Origin of the sequence: Catenulispora rubra (genome assembly GCF_015356825.1) — a bacterium.
Classification (GTDB): Bacteria; Actinomycetota; Actinomycetes; order Streptomycetales; family Catenulisporaceae; genus Catenulispora; species Catenulispora rubra.
In genome coordinates, this window is record NZ_JAACYW010000696.1 from 1 (window position 1) to 608 (window position 608).

Below are 608 nucleotides of genomic sequence, written 5' to 3' on the forward strand. Positions count from 1 at the left end.
GGGGCGTTGAAGTTTTTGTGGGAGACGTTTCTGGTTCCGTTGGCTGAGGTGATGATTCCGGGGGTGGCGGCGGCTGTTGAGGCTTTCGCGCCCGATGTCATGCTGGTCGATCAGCAGGCGGTGGGTGGGGCGGTTGTGGCGATGCGGTGTGGGGTGCCTTGGGCGACTTCGGCGACGACGGCTGCGGAGCTGGGGAATCCGCTCGCGGGGATGCCGAAGGTTGATGCGTGGGTTCGGCAGTTGCTGCTGGAGCTGGAGGTCCGTAGTGGGCTGCCTACCACGGCCGCTTCCGCGCGGTATCAGAGTGCGTATGGCGACCTGCGGTTTTCGCCGCATCTCGTGCTCGCGTACAGCACCGCTGCGTTGTCGGGGGACTTTGAGGCGCTGCATGACACGCTGCGGTACGTCGGGCCGTCGATTGCGGAGCGGCCGGCGGATCCGACGTTTCCGTGGCATCGGGTGCCTGGTGGGCGGCGGCTGGTGTTTGCCAGTGTTGGAACCGCGAATTCGGATGCGGGGGCGTCGTTTCTGAGGGCGTGTGCGGAGGCGATTGGGGAGCGGCCGCAGTTGTTCGGTGTTGTCGCGGATCCAGCGGGGGCGGTCGGGGC

General features: G+C 66.8%; 1 pseudogene. It reads left to right on the forward strand.

Features of this window, described 5'->3' with window-relative positions:
- Positions 1-608 (forward strand): annotated as a pseudogene (locus tag GWK61_RS55005) (glycosyltransferase); the annotation flags it as partial.